Source organism: Nonomuraea antri (assembly GCF_013283785.1).
Lineage (GTDB): Bacteria > Actinomycetota > Actinomycetes > Streptosporangiales > Streptosporangiaceae > Nonomuraea > Nonomuraea antri.
In genome coordinates, this window is record NZ_JABCPZ010000025.1 from 38,152 (window position 1) to 51,429 (window position 13,278).

The following is a 13,278-nucleotide window of genomic DNA, read 5'->3' on the forward strand; positions in this document are numbered from 1 at the left end:
CGGCCAGGGCGGCGGGGGTATGCACAGCAGGCCATGCTCGACGCATCACGGGTGCGTGGGACCCGGCCCGCCCCGGGTCCCGCGCACCCGGCCGCCGATCCCTTCCCCCGGGTCGACAGGTAGCTGACCGGCGCGCAAGAGGTTCCTCCCCTGGCCGGGATCGCCGGTTTGCCGGGCGGCGGCCGGGAAAGCTGAGGATTCCCCTCATCCGCGACCCCTCGACAGACGATCATGAGACGTGTGGACTTCGAGCTGCGCTGCCCGATCAACCCCGACCTCGGCCACATCCGGGACCTGGTGCGCATCCATGCCACCCACTGCGGACTGTCCGGCGACCGCGCCGAAGACCTGGCGCTGGCGGTCAACGAGGCGGTCACCAACGTGCTCGATCACGGCGGGCAGGCCGGCCTGGTCACCGTTCGCGGCCACGAGCACGGCGTCACCGTGGAGATCCTCGATGTCGGCGGCCGGCTGACGGCCGGGCACCTGCTGGCGGCCCAGCTCGACCCCGCCGGGCATCACGGGTTCGGCCTGTGGGTGATCCAGGGCCTGTGCGACGACGTCGGTCTGACCCAGACCGGGATGGGCTCACTGCTGAGCCTGCACATGCACCCCCCGAGCGCGCGGGTCCTGCCCTTCGCCCGGCAGTCCTCGCGGACAGCTCCGGACGTCGGCACCGCCTGCTGAGACGGGCGCCGGATCAGGCTTCCGTCTCGCCCCATCCGGGGGTTTCGCCATGCATCCGGGAGGTCTACGGTACGGGGCATGGGAGCCCTCCCGGAACCCTCATCTCCGCGCCGTCCCGCGGTGTCAGCGGGCGCGGCGTCAGCGGGCGCGGCGCCGCTGACCTGCCAGCGCCTGCCCGGCATCAGCGTCGTGGCCATCGCCGGCGACATCGACCGCACCAGCAGCGGCCACCTGGCCGATCAGCTGCAGCAGGTGCTGCGCCCGGGTGACCACGTGGTGCTGGATTTGTCGGAGCTGACGTTCCTGGACAGCTCGGGCCTGCACGTGCTGCTGGCCTGCCACCGCCAGTGCGCGGCCCAGCAGCGCAGCCTGCACCTGGCGGCCGTGCGCGGCATGCCCGCCCGGCTGCTGCGCATCACCGGGGTGGATCAGCACCTGCCCGTGCACGCCGACGTCCAGCAGGCCCTGACCGTCCTGCTGGCCAACCCGGCCGATGAAGGCTGATCCGGCCGATCTCATCCGGCGGCGCCGGCAGCATGGCGACCTGCCCGAAGCCCGGGCGCGTGAGCACGCGTGCGCGTACCGTCACCTTCATGAGCATGTAACCTGTACCCTCCGCCCGCACCCTGGTTCGTCCCGCCACCGACCCATGCGCCCGTTTCGCTACGCAACTGGTCCGATTCGCCCACCAGTCCGGCGAGGCCGGCCTGCAGCAGGATGAGCGTGCGTGCCTGGCCTGCGCGGCGGCCGGCGTGCAGTGGACGTCCGCCAGGGTGGCCGTGCGAGGGTAGAACGCTTCCTCGGTAAGGAGTCCGAGCATGAGCACCGCGACTCGCCTGCTGGTCCGGCTGAGGGTGACGAACCCCAGCCCGGGCGACATGAACTGGTTCCTGACCAGAACGGCCCTGCTGGCCGCCCTCGCCGGGATACAGGAAGAGCGGCGAGATCCCGCGGCGGGGCGGACCCGGCGCAGGTACGACCGGGCCTACCGGGCGGCGCTGCGCCATACGGACCTGTTGGCCAACCCCCTCCGGCAGCAGGATCTGGCCCGGGCGGTCGCCGAGATGCGCCAGACCTGGGAGATGATCCACCATCACGCTGGCGACGACGGCGCGCTGCGGACGGGCGGAGCAGACGGGTGCTGAGGCCCGCTGCCGCTTGTCGTTCCCGCCCGGCCGGAGCGTCTGCTCGGGTGGCCGTCCCCCTGCCGGAGGTTGCTCGGCCCGGCAGAGGGGACGGTTTCGGGTGTCACTTCGGTGATGGACAGGGTGGTGAGGCGTTCGGAGTCTCGCCGGCGGACGATCGCCGCCAAACCGGCCCCTCAGCGCCTCTCACTCATTGTCGCGCCAATATCACTCAATGTCCCCTTTGTGGGATCATCCGGCGTGGCACGGGCCAGCCGGGGCGAAACGGAACCCCGCAAGCCGGCCGTGTGCCAGCCCGGATGCCTGCCGCACTGCGATCCGGCCACCGCAGGTGATCAGGAGAGGAACAGCCCGCCGGACCCGCGCTGAACCAGAAAACTTCGCCGGCGTTCCGTACGTTGAGAGGGCATGACGCCACGACGCGGGCCACGTTCACGCTTACCCGGCGGCGGCTGGCCGGCGAAGAACATCAGGCGCATCGCCGCACGCCTGCCGGAGGCGCGGGCGAAGGCCCCGCTGCGTGGCATCCGCTGGAACGTTCAGTGGTGGGCGGCGCTCACCACCGTCGTTGCCGGGCTCATGTCCGTGCCCGCGCTCGTCATCTCGCTCAGCGCGCTCAACGCCACCGAACAGCAGAGGCTCGAGGCCCAGCGGCACAAGGCCGATTCCGAGGCGGCGCTGCAGCGGGCCTACGCCCAGCGGATGGCCATCGAAGCCGGTCAGGGCAGCCTCGTCGGCGCGCTTCTCGACGGCGGGACGATCACCATCAGCAACGGCAACACGATCGGGGCCGACGTCGAGATCCTGCTCGGGGTCGCCCCCGACACCTCTGCCGAGGACACCTGGAGGTATGCGAAGGTGCTGTTCGCCTCACCCGCGTGCACCCGGGCCACCTACGAGATCCCGGCCCGCCTGTTCGAAAAGCTGGAAGCCCTGGACGATGGGGGAAGACTCGACGAGGCCGTTTTCATCCATCCGCTGGATCGCCGCCGGTGGTTGTTTCCCGACCTCGGCGTCGGTATCGCCGCGCAGCCGCTTCCCCCCGACCGCCTGCCGGGATTCAGCAGTAGGTCCGGAGCCATGATGGCGATGCCTCCGCCCAGAATGCGGGCTGTGGCAGGATGCGCCTGATCCGCACCAACGGCCACCCCTCGCTTGCCCGGAGCACAGACACACGAGCGCCCACCGTCACCCCTCCCGGGCATGCCCCGCCTGCACCTTTCCGTTGAAGCCGGACCGGCGAAGGGGCGGGGAATCCGCCTCGACCACGGCACCTCGACATCCGGGACTCGCTGCGCCAACAGCGGCCCCCGCCCCTACCGTGACCCGCGCTTCGACCGGCCCCCGAACAGAGGCTAGCGACGGACCGGATACCGCAAGTGCAAGGCACGCCGGCCCTGGATGACGATCGGGTCGTCGAGCAGGAGATGCCCACCCTCGATCTTGGAGAAGTACGGGATACCCTCGCCGAACAGCACCGGTACGAGGCTGACGCACACCTCGTCCACCAGGCCGAGAGCGAGTGCCTGCTGCGTCACGTTCGCGCTGGCGATCGTGACGTTCTGATCACCGGCGATCTGCTTGGCCCGATTGATAGCCGCCTCGACTCCGTCGACGAACGTCGTCGTCGGCCACTTCTCGGCGGCATCCGCCGGCGGGCGGTGCGTGACCACGACCACGGGTGCGCCGGCCGGATGCTTGTCGTTCCAGCCGCCGGCGATGTCGAACAGGCGGCGACCGGCGACGAGCGCGCCGGTGTTCTCGGTCAGATCTCGCCATGCCCGCGCACCCGCATCATCGACCTTGACCGAGATGTCCTCATTGGGGTTCGGCACGCTCACGTCTCCGGCCTCATACCAGTCGAACAGCTCGCCGACCTGGTCATCCGGTTGCGCGATGTATCCGTCCAGCGACATCGTCATGTGGCTGAAGATCTTGCCCATAAGGGTTCTCCTGTGGTTATCGCTCGGCCCGGTGGCTCCCGGCCCGTCTTACATGGGTCCTGAGGTGGACCGCTTTCAATGGCAGAACTCATCGCGCCCAGCCGAAACTGATCACCACCCATGAAGCGAAGCCGAGCCGCGTGGCGCGTCCTCCGGCGATCAGGTCGCGTTCTTCGTCCAGGATCGTCCAGTGCTGCGAGGCCCGCCGTTCGTAGTCCCGGCAGTTCCTGCGCGTCTCATGAGCCATGACAGCGTGCGCTCGACGCCCCCGACGGCCACCTGTGGATCATGACCAGCAACCGTGACGGCCGCGGTACCCCGCCCCCGACGACGACCGCGTGGTCCGCTTCCCGCGCGCGAGGCAGATGCTCGCCGATCAAGGACGCGGATTCCTCTCTAGACGTGCACGCGGCGATCGCCGTTCTGCCGGGCTCGGTGGCGGAAACGCAGATGCAAGCGCGGGGTGTCGTCGCTGTCGTCGAGGCCGATCTCGTCGCACAGCCGCCGCAGCAGCCAGAAGCCGACGTCTTGGCCGCTGAGCAGGTCCGGGTCGGCTTCGACGGTCCAATAGGCCATGCTCAGCGCGCCGGTCACGTCCACGATCTCCAGACTCACCCCGCCACCGTCGCTCCAGGCGATCAAGGTGCCGCCGCCGCCATGGCCGATCACCGTGGCGGCGGCCTCGCTCGCCGCGAGCACCAGATCGCTCAGCCGCCGCTCGGTCAGGCCGGCACCGATGCCGAAGGCCCGCACCGCCGCCCGCAACGTGACAAGATCGCCGGTGATCGGCCATTCCAACCGGAAACCCGACAACACCTCGATCGCCACCTTCCGCCGGCAGGGGCCCCGTCACAAAACCCTTGCCCCGCCGGCACCCTGATACACGCGCGCGGCTGGTGGCCTGCGGCGATACCCGGACGCCCGGGGCTCACCGGCGAAGGCGCTGCCGCCGTGCCAGGCGGGGCCGGCGTGGGCCCAGCCCGCCGGTGCCGCGGCGTGCCGATCCTGGAGCGGACCGGCGCACGCGCGAGGTCGCGGTGGCGTAGGCGCCGGCGGCCGATGCTCTCCCGACTCGCACAGCCCACCGGCCCGGCCGGCTGCGCAACACCCGCCGGCCGGCGATCTGTGAGGACGTCTTGGCGGCGGGCCAGACCCGCTGCGCTCCCGTCGCCAGCTCGCGCAGGCCGGCGCGGGCTCCGTCGGGATGCCGGTGCAGGAAGATGCCGAGCTCGACGACGGCCCAGCCGGACAGCGCCAGGCTCAGCACGGCGATCAGTCCGCAGAGCGCGGCGATCGCGAAGACGATGAAAGTGATCACTGCGACGACTCCATGCGCCGCCTACCAGTGGTTATCGATGGATTCACTGACCCAAGTCTAGATTCGCCCCAGCGCCGGCCTGGGCCGTTCACCAGCCAGCAGGGGCGATGTTTGCCTTGCTCGTCGAGATCCTTTGCCTGACGCGGGTTTACTCGCGGCGCCGGCAGCGGCGGCCGGCCCACTCGCTTCACATGGACAGATCGCGCCGGCCGGCATTCACCTCGCTCGCGCCCGAACCAACGCGCGAGTGTGCGCAAGAGGGTGAATTGTTCCCCGACCCCGACGACCCGGCCGCCTTCTACCACTGCTCCGACGGCATCGTCTGGTGGAAGCGGTGTCCTGCTGGCCTGCACCTCGACCCGGACCTTCGGGTGTGCGACTTCCCCGACCGCATCTACGCTGCAGCGGCCAAAGTTCGATACAAGGATCAAGGCAGCCTCTCAGCGCTCTCGCGCCTGGTCGATCGGATCCCACAACGACGGCCGTCCGGGCATCCCCCACCGAATCGGCGGGCTGCGCCGGGGGCGGTGGCGGTACCGCTGCCGAAGGTCTGGACGACTCGGGGCCCGGCGTGGCCGGCCGCGCCGGGCCCAGGGGCGCGGTGACGGCCGGCGCAGCGTCGACCGGCCCGGCCTGGCTCGTGGTCGACCAACCGCAGCGGCCGACGCGACGGAGCGGTCGCCGCCGGTCTGTGTGGGCTGGCCAGGTTGCGGGACCGGCCCTCGCGAGGGTGCACGTCGGCGTAGCGGCATCGGCGTGATCCAGCATGATGCCCGCCGGCCCGCCGTCGACCCGGTCGACGTCGCCACCGACGCCTGCGCCCGCTTCGCCACGCACCCGCAGCTGCTGGCCCACCAGCTCGATACCGGCGCCTTGACCGACAACGAGCGCGAGCGCCTGGCCGCAGCGCTCGCGGGCGTGCAGTGGACCGTGGCCCAGGTCAGCGCCGCCGTCGACATCGTGCCGTCCTGCGACACGGTGGCTACGTCAGTAAGCACCCGCTGATTCACGCACAAGGTCATCAGTCAACCGGTCCGCAGGCGTCCCCTGGGCCCCGTCAGTCGAAGAGCTGGTCGACGGTGACGTTCTTGACCCGGTCGTAGCTGTCGACGGCCAGGTACCAGTAGTCGTCGTAGGGCACCCGCAGGGTGATGGGGCTGTAGTCGAAGAAGCCGCCGTAGAACTCGTAGGCCTCCTCATCGATGTACGCCTGGTATTCGTTGCCGTCCATCAGGCAGACCCGGGCGGTCGAGCCGCGCCAGTCCACCTCGAAGCAGGTGCCGGCCCCGGTTTCTCCCAGGTCCCAGTACAAGTGCCTCACACATCATTAGTAGCTGGCTGCGAATCGCGCGGGAAGCAACTGCGCCACCCCGGGCCCTTCCTGGAAACTAGCGCGGTGCCAGGCCATGGTCGGGCGGACCGCGGTCGGGCAGTGTGGGCTCATGAGTGGATTACGCCTGCGCCGAGCCGCCCGGACCACGGACTGGCGACAGCGCCGAGCCGAACGGCAGGCACGGCTGATCCCGATCAGCGTCGCCTTGGCCGGCACGATCGTGCTGGCCGGCGCCGTGGCGGGCGGCCTGATCAGGCTGATCTTGTCGGCGCTGGGCCCGGTGGATCTGGCCGCGATCAAGCCCAGTACGGGCGAGGTGCTGGAGATCGTGAAGATCTCGCTGGCCGTCGTGGCCGGTATCGGCGGGGTGGTGGCGCTGGTGGTCGCCTACCGCAAGCAGCGCGTCACCGAGGCCGGCGAGAACCGCGAGCAGGCCAAGCTGTATGCCGAGCGGTTCGACAAGGCCAGCGACAAACTCGGCAACGACGCGGCCGCGGTCCGGCTGGCCGGCGTGCACGCCCTGGCCGCGCTGGCCGACGACTGGGCCGGCGGCCGCCAGATGTGCATCGACGTGTTGTGTGCCTACCTGCGTATGCCCGCCACGCCCGAACCCGCCGTCGACGACCTCCCCTCCCACACGGCCTGGAGATCCATGGTCGAAGTCCACGCCACCATCCTGCGCCTGATCACCACCCACATGAAGGCCGACGCCCCGATTCCCTGGCACGGCGCCGACCTGGACTTCACCGGCGTGGTCTTCACCGCCGACGTCAACTTCGCTCACGCGGTCTTCTCCGGCGGCAAGGTCTCCTTCGAAGGCGCAGAGTTCTCCGGCGGCAAGGTCTCCTTCGGCGGCGCGGTCTTCTCCGGCGGCAAGGTCTCGTTCGGCGGCGCAGAGTTCACTGGCGGCAAGGTCTCCTTCGACGGCGCGAAGTTCTCCAGCGGCGAGGTCTCGTTCTCCAGCGTGAAGTTGTCCGGCGGCAACGTCTCCTTCGACGGCGCGAAGTTCTTCGGCAGCGAGGTCTTGTTTTCCAGCGTGGAATTGTCCGGCGGCGAGGTCTCGTTCGGCGGCGCGGTCTTCTCCGGCGGCCGGGTCTCGTTCGGCGGCGCGGTCTTCTCCGGCGGCCGGGTCTCGTTCGGCGGCGCGAAGTTCACCGGCGGCAAGGTCTCGTTCGGCCGCGCGAAGTTCACCGGCAGCAAGGTCTCGTTCGGCGGCGCGGTCTTCTCCGGCGGCGAGGTCTGGTTCGGCGGTGGGAGGTTCTCCGCTGGTGAGGTCTGGTTCGGCGGTGCGAAGTTCTTCGGCGGCGAGGTCTGGTTCGGCGGTGCGAAGTTCTCCGGCAGCAAGGTCTCGTTCCACCGGGTGGGATTTTCCGGTGCTCAGGTCTCGTTCGGCGGCGCGGAGTTCTCCGGCGGCGAGGTCTGGTTCAGCGACGCGGAGTTCTCCCGCGGCAAGGTCTCGTTCGGCGATGCGAAGTTCTCCGGCGGCACCGTTGACTTCTCTCGCGCCGCGAAGAGGCACCCAGCGGTCGAGGGGCTTCCCGAACGAGCGCCAGGTCTTCATCGACCAACGCTCCCAGTCCTTGATCCTGAAGAAGCCCCTGAGAGCGAGGCAGGCGGCGGGATGGCGGGGCATCGCACAGGCTCATGATGGGCTCCCGAACGATGCACCATCGCAGATAGTGACGCACTATCTGCGGTAACGCGGTCCTGATAGTTTGCGATGCCCCGGTGAGCCCTGGTCGGCCACGGCCCGATATGCGCTGCGATCGAGACCTCAGGAGTGACCAACGGCGCTTATCTGCGATTTCGGTCGATTCCTCTGGCGGCCGACTCTACCGTGAGGGGTCTTCCTCGGCTGTGAGGGGGATCGACGTGGATCCGATCGTTTGGCGGCAGGGACGGCGCTGGTAACGGCCATGGCCACCGATGCCTGGCAGGCGGCTCGCGATGGTGTGGTCGCGCTGGGGCGTAAGGCCCGCCCGGAGCGGCCTCGAAATCCTGAAACTACGGCCTGGGGTGAAGTAGCGGTACTCCAGGCAGGCCGTCAACCGGCCACCGCCGCGCCGTCGCCAGTCGTCTGTGCGGCAGCTTGTTGCAGTTTGGGATGCCCGGTGCCGCGCGGCTCCTTCTTCGGCTTTTGGGGCGCGTCAGGGGAGACAAGCCGGACAGCCTTGATGCCTCCCAGCCGCGCCCGCGTCGACATCCCGAGGTCTCCAGTCAGCAGCTTCACCATCCGGCCGGCGAGCGCCTGGAACGCCACGGCGCGGGCGATGATCTCGTCATCGGTACGAGGCAGGCGCACATGGCCGGGCGGATCCGGCCAGAGGTCGATCGTGATGGCGCCGCGCGGGAAGGCCAGGTTCTCCGGAGCGCTGCCCCGCTGGCGGACGACTCCCTGGGGGAGCAGATTGTCCAGAAGCTTGATCGTCTCCCGGGCATTGGTACAAGCGACGCCCTGACCCCGATCTTTTCTGCCGATCCAGTTCATCCAGCACCGCCAGCGGCAAGATCAGGTGGACATCCTGGGAAGGCGGAGCGCCGACGTCCTTGCCTACATCCCAGGTGTTCAACCGGTCCGGGTGATGGCAGAAGACGTTGGAGTCGGCGATGACGAGAGGGCCCGACCGCTCTGGCTGATCGAGCAAGTTCGACCAGGCGGACAGCGTCTCGAAGGCCTTCTTCAGCTGCTCGATGTGCTCGGCGACTTCCAACAAGATCATGTCGTGGATGGCGGTCGTGTCGGGGCTGCTAGCCAACCTGCTCACTGCTCCGCTGCCCCACGACCCTGGATGACTCTCCCACACAGGTTCCGGGATCTGCATCGACAGCACAGGGACATAGCGAGGCGTGGTGACCAGGCGATCCAGGTCAGCGTTGCTGGTCTGGCGGCGCAGCTGGGAGCGGGCGGTGTGGACCCAGTCGAGATAGGCGATGCGGAGGGCGCGGCCGTTGTCATGGCGGTCGGCACCTTGCTCGAGGATGATCAGTATGGTGCCCAGGATGCTCCTGCTCGTCAGGCTGCCACCACCGGTTTCTGGATTTCTACCGACAGTGTGTGGGAGCATCCGCGCAGCCAGAAAGAATCTTGAAAAGTCAGCATCAGATCCCGCGCGGATCTCGCCTCTCCATAGACGGGCCGACGCTGGTAGCCCGCAGGAACATTCGTGGGCCACTTCCCGGCACCGCGAGGTGGCCCGGCAAGTGACCGACGCTCTAAGCTGACCATGCCGCAATCACTACGCGATGGAATTCCAAGATAGCTGACTGCTACTTTGCCCCTGGTCGTAGCTACAGGAGTTCGAGGCCGAGATCTCCCAGAGTTCAAGCGGACCGAAGGTCTGTCAGGTTGAACTCAGGGATGTTAAGGATCTTTGAGTGGGTTCGACCCCTGGGTTCGTCCGAACCGGTGGAACTCGGTCTTGGGGTAACGGTCGTCAGGAGCACGAGCATTCTCGGTGCATCAGATTGCGGTCTTGAAGCAGGACCGGGACCGGCGGCGGAAAACGGCTCGCGCCCTTCGCCGATGACCTGATTAGCTCCCATCATGATCTCGGCATGGCAGGGACAGCGCGTTCGGCTCCGCGCCGTCGAACCCGCGGACTGGTCCGCGTTTCACGCCTTCGACCAGGACTCCGACGCCGTCAGGCACGGCTGGAGGCTGGAGCCACCGCGCTCCGTTGCTCGGACCAAGCAGTGGGCCACCGAACTGGCGGAAAAGGATCCTGACCTGGACGAGGTCCGCCTGGTTGTCGCGGTTGGGGAGAGCGACGAGCCGGTCGGGATGATCAACACGCATGGCGTGGATCGCATGCATGGCACGTTTGTCTACGGCATCTCGATCGGCACCCCCCACCACCGCAAGGGTTATGCCAGCGAGGCGATCGTGCTTCTGCTGCGCTACATGTTCTTCGAACGTCGCTTTCAGAAGGCCGAAGCCTGGGTCTACAGCTCCAACGAGCCGTCACTGGCCCTGCACCGGCGGCTGGGCTTCGTCGAGGAAGGCCGTCGGCGCAGAAGCCGCTACGCCGCCGGACGCTACGACGACGAGATCCTGTTCGGCATGCTGAATGAGGAGTTCGTCGAGCGTCACCAGTAGCCCCGACCGCGACAGTGTGGCAGGAACACGCCGAACTCAGGACGCGCTAACCGCGTTCGTCTGCAGCACCACACAAACGAACCGGAGGATAATGAATAAGTTAAGGGCAGGTGATGTCGACGGTATTGCTCCACAGAACGCCAGTGAGATCTTGCGGGTTCGCCCGACTGTCGGTAGCGGAGAAGTGCAGGGCGAGGCCAGATATGCAGGGGATGCTCTGCCGCATATGGAGCTCGCCATTTGACTGGGAACTCTGCTGAAAGGTTCGCATCGCCAATGCATCATCAACCACCCTGACGGTCACGGTGGCTGGATAGGCAAATTCCTCGCCATCGATCTTGAAGACGGCGGAATCACCGGAACCTTCACTTTGAACGGTAATTACAGGCGGGGTTAGTGTTGGGCGCGGTCGGTCAGGCGGCGGGCCTCCGGGCCGTACGATATGAAGGCTATCCAGAAAGGCGATGAGATTGCGTATGGAGATCGGCGCAAGCATGTCTAGCCGACGTGTCAGCGCCCGTACATTTCCATCCGGCCGGTATTGTGGTAGCACGCCTCTATCGCGGGCACTGTGAATGGCCGCTCGAAGTCTGGGCATTTCGATATCCTGAGATTTGACGTTGGTGGAACGCGACGTTATGTCCTCGGGTAGCGGCGTTAATCGCATGGCTGGATCGAACCTTCTGGGTTGATCAGCCCAGGCCAACAAGGGCGAGAACCATGCCGGTACCCGAGGCCAAAGGTGTTAGGGCTTTCCCAAGGACAGCACCGAATGCAGCGTCGCGGTCATTCGCGGCCATGGTGTGCCCCGGAATGGATGAAGTGGTGAGCAGATTGCCCACCTGGATGGGCTGAGTAGTCGCATCGGCCCGGCACCAGACCTTGCCCATGACGGCAACGGCTCGTCGCTGCGCACCGGAGCCACTGGCATCGGGATCTCTGCGATCAAGGATCAGCGCTGGCTTACGATCTCCGGCTCCAGACACCACGCCTGCCACGCGGGAGTCGTATGAACGCGTACATACCGTCAGCGCCCCTTGTTCGTTGAGAACAAGGACCGTACCTGGCCCTGCCTCATCGGCGTCCGTCATTTCTTCAGCGAGGTCGAACTGTTCGGCCACATCCCCACCTACCATGTGGACGTCACCGGTTACTGCCAATTCGCCTTGTATGAAGACATTTCCGATAAAGAATCCGGCGTGGCCTTGGTGCCCTCTTTTTTGGCGAAGATTACAGCAGCTTCGCCGTTGGGGTTGCTGCTATACGCGGCTATGGCCGCGACATCCTTAGCATTTGTCGCAGCGTGCACCGCTTCACCGGTGGCGCTCTCCGCCCAGACGCCAACGTTGGCTTGGCTCTTGCCGAAGATCGCAGCTCCCGCCTGGTTCCCTTCTACGAAGACATTTCCAACAAAGAATCCGGCATGGCCCTTGGTGCCCTCCTTTTTGGCGAAGAGTGCAGCACCTTCGCCGTTGGGGTTGCCGCCATACGCAGCTATGGCCGCGACTTTCGTAGCATTTGTCGCAGCGTGCACCGCTTCGCCAGTGGCACTCTCCGCCCAGACACCTGGACCTGCGGCACCATGTATGGCACGTACAGCGGCGATGGCGGAGTCGTTGGATTCTCCGAACACTGGACTTCCCATGTTGAACTCCTTTGCCGAGTGCTGGAATTCGCTACTCGCGTTAACCGCCCGGAGATGAAGTGGTCCAGCCGAATTAGACTCTCTAGATAAATACGAACCATAAATTTGGAGTGGGACACACTTTTGTGTCGTTTCCACACCTAATCCGCTACAAATCCACGATAGTCATTGCCTGGCCGGCTGCCCCTATGGTTCGCCAGTATTTTGCGCCAAGGTTTCGCAAAATTATGGGCACATCGTATGTTGTTGTTATTTCATCCCCTCCGAGTCGGGGGGCAGAGAGATTTGGAACGGAATCCGGCGTTAACGAGGTTCTCCCAGGTTGGTAACCCCCACGCCGACGACGACCGGGCGCACCTGCGCGGCCTGATCGGGGCCTGGGAACGCACCCTGCTGCCCCGCTGGCCGGTACCGGCCAACGGGGACCCCGCCCCAGCATCACACGGGAAGGAACAATCTGATGGCCACCCGATCGGTACGCGGCCGCGACGGCGAGCCGGTGGAGGTCGCCTCCACCGACCCGGTGGAGAGTGTGGACCTGGCCGCGCTGCGCGAGGCTCTGGCGCGCGGCGAGCGCCCGCCCACCGGCGCGCTGCTCGGGCTGCCTCCGCTGGAGGGGGATGTGCGGGTGGACACCGCCCACGCGGCCGCCGTCGCCGGCGTCGCGCCCAAGACCATCACCAGCTGGCTGTCGCGCGGCCAGCCAAGGCGCTGCTCCTTCCCGGCGCCGCACCGGATCCTGTATCGCCTCTACTGGCCGCTGTCGGCCGTGGAGGCCTGGCGGGGGACTAGACCGGCCAGCGGGCCCCAGACGGCCGGGCCGCGCCTGACGCCTCCCCCTGACCTCAAGCAGTTTGCGAAGGCCCTGATTGATCATGTGCCGCTTACGTGATGACGGTGGCTGTCGACGTACGGGTAGAAGTACAGAGCCAGGTACGAGCAGAAGTGCAAACGTGATGCGCCAATTCGCGACGTCACGCGGCAGCCGGCTCAGGGCGGCGGATTCGCCTCGGGGGACCGGTCACACTGGTCAACAGGCCTGTCGATGACGCCTGTGGTTGATGTTCACCTGCGGCGAGTCTGATCCCGCATACGACTCAAGTCGTATGCG

At 67.0% G+C, this 13,278-nt stretch carries 18 protein-coding genes and 1 pseudogene; 10 read left to right on the forward strand and 9 right to left on the reverse strand.

The annotated features are described in order from the left end of the window. Positions 1-240 precede the first annotated feature (240 nt). The 4 genes from HII36_RS11330 to HII36_RS11345 all read left to right on the forward strand — a co-directional run bounded on the left by HII36_RS11330 (position 241) and on the right by HII36_RS11345 (position 2,963). Positions 241-687 (forward strand): ATP-binding protein, encoded by a 447-nt coding sequence (locus HII36_RS11330; RefSeq protein WP_173523074.1) that lies wholly within the window; start codon positions 241-243, stop codon positions 685-687. A gap of 78 nt (positions 688-765) precedes the next feature. Continuing rightward, complete coding sequence (locus HII36_RS11335) at positions 766-1,191, forward strand: STAS domain-containing protein (protein WP_173523075.1); 426 nt, start codon at positions 766-768, stop codon at positions 1,189-1,191. A 314-nt stretch (positions 1,192-1,505) separates the two neighbouring features. Further along, positions 1,506-1,832 (forward strand): hypothetical protein, encoded by a 327-nt coding sequence (locus tag HII36_RS11340; RefSeq protein ID WP_173523076.1) that lies wholly within the window; start codon positions 1,506-1,508, stop codon positions 1,830-1,832. 408 nt (positions 1,833-2,240) lie between these two features. Continuing rightward, positions 2,241-2,963, forward strand: a complete 723-nt coding sequence (locus HII36_RS11345; protein ID WP_173523077.1) for a hypothetical protein — start codon at positions 2,241-2,243, stop codon at positions 2,961-2,963. A gap of 224 nt (positions 2,964-3,187) precedes the next feature. Here HII36_RS11345 and HII36_RS11350 read toward each other — a convergent pair whose 3' ends face one another. The 4 genes from HII36_RS11350 to HII36_RS11365 form a co-directional block, all read right to left on the reverse strand. Further along, the gene (locus HII36_RS11350) at positions 3,188-3,775 is read right to left on the reverse strand and encodes a dihydrofolate reductase family protein (protein ID WP_173523078.1); all 588 of its coding nucleotides are present in this window, start codon (positions 3,773-3,775) and stop codon (positions 3,188-3,190) included. An 88-nt stretch (positions 3,776-3,863) separates the two neighbouring features. Continuing rightward, positions 3,864-4,022, reverse strand: a complete 159-nt coding sequence (locus tag HII36_RS11355; protein WP_173523079.1) for a hypothetical protein — start codon at positions 4,020-4,022, stop codon at positions 3,864-3,866. 149 nt (positions 4,023-4,171) lie between these two features. After that, positions 4,172-4,603: an ATP-binding protein gene (locus tag HII36_RS11360; RefSeq protein WP_173523080.1), complete on the reverse strand. Its 432-nt coding sequence runs from the start codon at positions 4,601-4,603 to the stop codon at positions 4,172-4,174. Between the two features lie 100 nt (positions 4,604-4,703). Further along, complete coding sequence (locus tag HII36_RS11365; RefSeq protein WP_173523081.1) at positions 4,704-5,093, reverse strand: hypothetical protein; 390 nt, start codon at positions 5,091-5,093, stop codon at positions 4,704-4,706. Positions 5,094-5,284: 191 nt separating this feature from the next. On the opposite strand from HII36_RS11365, the gene HII36_RS59170 reads away from it, so the two are divergent. Then, a complete protein-coding gene (locus tag HII36_RS59170) occupies positions 5,285-5,698 on the forward strand; it encodes a carbohydrate-binding module family 14 protein (RefSeq protein ID WP_407940779.1) in 414 nt (137 codons plus the stop codon). Between the two features lie 151 nt (positions 5,699-5,849). Further along, a complete protein-coding gene (locus tag HII36_RS11375) occupies positions 5,850-6,098 on the forward strand; it encodes a hypothetical protein (RefSeq protein ID WP_173523083.1) in 249 nt (82 codons plus the stop codon). A gap of 52 nt (positions 6,099-6,150) precedes the next feature. On the opposite strand, the gene HII36_RS11380 is transcribed toward HII36_RS11375, so the two are convergent. After that, positions 6,151-6,414 carry a DUF1883 domain-containing protein gene (locus HII36_RS11380; RefSeq protein WP_173523084.1) on the reverse strand — a complete coding sequence of 88 codons (264 nt, stop codon included), beginning with the start codon at positions 6,412-6,414 and terminating at the stop codon, positions 6,151-6,153. A 121-nt stretch (positions 6,415-6,535) separates the two neighbouring features. Here HII36_RS11380 and HII36_RS11385 point away from each other — a divergent pair, with 121 nt between their 5' ends. Further along, the gene (locus HII36_RS11385) at positions 6,536-8,074 is read left to right on the forward strand and encodes a pentapeptide repeat-containing protein (RefSeq protein ID WP_173523085.1); all 1,539 of its coding nucleotides are present in this window, start codon (positions 6,536-6,538) and stop codon (positions 8,072-8,074) included. A gap of 396 nt (positions 8,075-8,470) precedes the next feature. Here the strand turns inward: HII36_RS11385 and HII36_RS56495 are convergent, their stop codons facing one another. Both HII36_RS56495 and HII36_RS59175 read right to left on the reverse strand, forming a co-directional pair. Next, positions 8,471-8,914, reverse strand: a complete 444-nt coding sequence (locus HII36_RS56495) for a PIN domain-containing protein (protein WP_236003386.1) — start codon at positions 8,912-8,914, stop codon at positions 8,471-8,473. Between the two features lie 25 nt (positions 8,915-8,939). Further along, a pseudogene (locus HII36_RS59175) lies at positions 8,940-9,248 on the reverse strand (hypothetical protein); the annotation flags it as partial. An 87-nt stretch (positions 9,249-9,335) separates the two neighbouring features. Here HII36_RS59175 and HII36_RS56500 point away from each other — a divergent pair. Next, entirely contained in the window at positions 9,336-9,515 is a 180-nt protein-coding gene (locus tag HII36_RS56500; RefSeq protein WP_236003387.1) for a hypothetical protein, read from the forward strand. Positions 9,516-9,970: 455 nt separating this feature from the next. After that, positions 9,971-10,522, forward strand: coding sequence for a GNAT family N-acetyltransferase (locus HII36_RS11400; RefSeq protein WP_173523088.1), 552 nt, complete (start codon positions 9,971-9,973; stop codon positions 10,520-10,522). A gap of 692 nt (positions 10,523-11,214) precedes the next feature. Here HII36_RS11400 and HII36_RS11405 read toward each other — a convergent pair. Beyond that, a complete protein-coding gene (locus HII36_RS11405) occupies positions 11,215-11,643 on the reverse strand; it encodes a hypothetical protein (protein ID WP_173523089.1) in 429 nt (142 codons plus the stop codon). A 29-nt stretch (positions 11,644-11,672) separates the two neighbouring features. After that, positions 11,673-12,167, reverse strand: a complete 495-nt coding sequence (locus HII36_RS11410) for a hypothetical protein (RefSeq protein WP_173523090.1) — start codon at positions 12,165-12,167, stop codon at positions 11,673-11,675. 460 nt (positions 12,168-12,627) lie between these two features. On the opposite strand from HII36_RS11410, the gene HII36_RS11415 reads away from it, so the two are divergent. Continuing rightward, positions 12,628-13,059, forward strand: a complete 432-nt coding sequence (locus HII36_RS11415; RefSeq protein WP_173523091.1) for a hypothetical protein — start codon at positions 12,628-12,630, stop codon at positions 13,057-13,059. Positions 13,060-13,278 lie beyond the last annotated feature (219 nt).

Coding starts and splice junctions, on each gene's coding strand:
- HII36_RS11335 (WP_173523075.1), top strand. CDS start 766: ATGGGAGCCCTCCCGGAACCCTCATCTCCGCGCCGTCCCGCGGTGTCA.
- HII36_RS11340 (WP_173523076.1), top strand. CDS start 1,506: ATGAGCACCGCGACTCGCCTGCTGGTCCGGCTGAGGGTGACGAACCCC.
- HII36_RS11345 (WP_173523077.1), top strand. CDS start 2,241: ATGACGCCACGACGCGGGCCACGTTCACGCTTACCCGGCGGCGGCTGG.
- HII36_RS11350 (WP_173523078.1), bottom strand. CDS start 3,775: ATGGGCAAGATCTTCAGCCACATGACGATGTCGCTGGACGGATACATC.
- HII36_RS11355 (WP_173523079.1), bottom strand. CDS start 4,022: ATGGCTCATGAGACGCGCAGGAACTGCCGGGACTACGAACGGCGGGCC.
- HII36_RS59170 (WP_407940779.1), top strand. CDS start 5,285: ATGGACAGATCGCGCCGGCCGGCATTCACCTCGCTCGCGCCCGAACCA.
- HII36_RS11385 (WP_173523085.1), top strand. CDS start 6,536: ATGAGTGGATTACGCCTGCGCCGAGCCGCCCGGACCACGGACTGGCGA.
- HII36_RS56495 (WP_236003386.1), bottom strand. CDS start 8,914: ATGAACTGGATCGGCAGAAAAGATCGGGGTCAGGGCGTCGCTTGTACC.
- HII36_RS11400 (WP_173523088.1), top strand. CDS start 9,971: ATGATCTCGGCATGGCAGGGACAGCGCGTTCGGCTCCGCGCCGTCGAA.
- HII36_RS11410 (WP_173523090.1), bottom strand. CDS start 12,167: ATGGGAAGTCCAGTGTTCGGAGAATCCAACGACTCCGCCATCGCCGCT.
- HII36_RS11415 (WP_173523091.1), top strand. CDS start 12,628: ATGGCCACCCGATCGGTACGCGGCCGCGACGGCGAGCCGGTGGAGGTC.